The following is a 2,241-nucleotide window of genomic DNA, read 5'->3' on the forward strand; positions in this document are numbered from 1 at the left end:
GCGAAAATCGACCTACAAATCCACATCCGGAACTGTCCCGGAATTAGTGGAATTGCTGTCCCGTATTTACTGAAATCCCTGTCCGCGAATTACTGGAATCTCTGTCCCGAAATTAGTGAAACACGCATCGTTTTCACCGACGAGCCAATGACGCCAAGGATCGTCTGGTTGTTCTCGATGGTGCTGGGTCACAGCCGCCTTATCTGGGCACGCTTCGTCATGCATCAGAATCTGCCGACCGTCCTGCGTTGCCACATCGCCGCTTTCGAGGCGATTGGTGGTGCGCCGCGGGAGGTGCTTTACGACCGGATGAAGACTGCCGTTATCGGCGAAGGTCAGACGGAGGGCATCATCTACAACCGTGCTCTCATCGACCTGGCCCGCCATTACGGATTCCACCCTAAGGCGTGCAAGGCCTACCGAGCCAAGACAAAAGGCAAGGTCGAGCGGCCGTTTCGGTATATCCGCGAAGACTTCTTCCTCGCTCGTTCGTTCCGCAATCTCGACGACATGAACGCCCAGCTCCGACACTGGCTCGACACTGTCGCCAATCCAAGGAAGCACGCGACGACACAGCGTGTTGTCAACGAGGCCTTCGCCGAGGAGCGGCCGTATCTGCGGCCGCTACCCCTGGCGCCGTTCAAATCCGTTCTGAAGCTGGAGCGCCGCGTATCGCGGGAAGGCATGGTCAGCGTCGGCGGCAACACCTACAGCGTTCCTGATGCCACACGCAGTCGCATGGTTGAGGTCCACTCTCTCGCCGACGAAGTCCGCATCTTCGAGAACGGCACACTGATCGCCGCTCATCCTGTGCTGGAGGGCCGCAAACAGCGCCGAGTCCATCCCGATCATCGACGATCGATGACGTCGCAACACAGGCCAAGGACACGAGACGAGTCCCTTGTCGTCAAGCCTGCCGGCGACACCGTGCTGCAGCGGTCGCTCGCCTTCTATGACGCCGTCGGCAAAGTCCTGGCACGGGAGAGCCGCCCATGAGCCCGACCCTCGATGCAATTCCATCCATGATCGACCGTATTCGCCATGATCTCGTCGGTCTGAAGATGCCGCGCGCACTGGAAGCACTCGACCATGTCGTGCGCCGCCTCGAGCACGGTGAGCTATCTGCCCTTGAGGCTATCGATATCCTGCTGTCCGAGGAACTGACCCTGCGCGAGAACAGCCGCATCAAGACCGCTTTAAGAATGGGCAGGTTAGCGACGATCAAAACCCTTGCCGGTTTCGACTTCACCTTCCAACCTTCCCTCGACCGAGATCGCATCTTCACCCTGGCCCAGCTTGGCTTCGTCGATCGACACGAGGCCGTGCATTTCCTCGGCCCACCTGGAACCGGCAAGAGTCATCTTGCCACGGCGCTCGGCGTCGAAGCCGTCAAAGCTGGAAAGAGCGTCTACTTCACGAACCTTGCCGACCTCATCGGTTCGCTGGCCCGTTCCGAACGGGAGGGTCGGCTTCAGGAGCGAATTCGCTTCTTCTGCAGGCCAAGCCTGCTGATCGTCGATGAGATCGGCTATCTGCCCGTCGTCCAGGGCGGCGGCAATCTATTCTTCCAACTCGTGAACGCCCGATATGAGCGAGGAGCGATGATCCTGACATCAAACCGCGGCTTCGCTGAATGGGGCGATGTCTTCGGCGATCCAGTTGTCGCCACGGCGCTTCTCGACAGACTGCTTCATCACGCCGTCGTCGTGCAAATCGAGGGATCGAGTTACCGATTGCGCCAGCATGCCGAACTGATGCCGGAGCATGTTCGCTCCAAAGCCCTCATTGCTCCGCCGGCATTCGCTCCACCTCAAAAGCAGCGCGGGCGGCCGCCGAAAAATCCTCAATTCTCCCTCGCATCCACGTCGGCATAAGTGGGGAATTTTACTTCGGCACTTCTGAGGAAAATTCACGCGGCATTGACAGCAAGGTTCAACCAGCCAACGACGCCGCACTGTACAAAGAGCGCAACCGCATCGAGCGTTTCTTCAACAAGCTCAAACAGTTCCGTCGCGTAGCCACACGATACGACAAGCTCCTTGCCAACTTTATGGGCCTCGTCAGACTCGCAGCTATCGCAATCTGGCTTAAATAGTTAAATCGTCACCACGCCCTAGGGCGCGTCCCCATAAACGGGGTTCATCTTCGGCATTCGATGTGATTCAATCTCCTTGAAAGGAGATTGCGATGCGCCGTCACGAATTGAGCGATGAAGAATGGGCTGTGCTTGAACCGCTTCTT

Annotated in this window: 2 protein-coding genes and 1 pseudogene; all 3 read left to right on the top strand. The window is 58.1% G+C overall.

All coding sequences use genetic code 11. The features are described 5' to 3' along the window. A partial coding sequence (gene istA, locus AX760_RS04160; protein WP_245294924.1) for an IS21 family transposase occupies positions 1 to 996 on the top strand: 996 nt, incomplete at its 5' end. Then, positions 993 to 1,874 (top strand): IS21-like element ISRel3 family helper ATPase IstB, encoded by an 882-nt coding sequence (gene istB / locus AX760_RS04165; RefSeq protein ID WP_071831742.1) that lies wholly within the window; start codon positions 993 to 995, stop codon positions 1,872 to 1,874. The genes istA and istB, both read left to right, overlap by 4 nt. A gap of 53 nt (positions 1,875 to 1,927) precedes the next feature. Continuing rightward, positions 1,928 to 2,095: pseudogene (locus AX760_RS04170) on the top strand (transposase); the annotation flags it as partial. Positions 2,096 to 2,241: the final 146 nt, after the last annotated feature.

This window comes from Pararhizobium antarcticum, assembly GCF_001885585.1.
In the GTDB taxonomy this organism is placed as follows: Bacteria; Pseudomonadota; Alphaproteobacteria; order Rhizobiales; family Rhizobiaceae; genus Pararhizobium; species Pararhizobium antarcticum.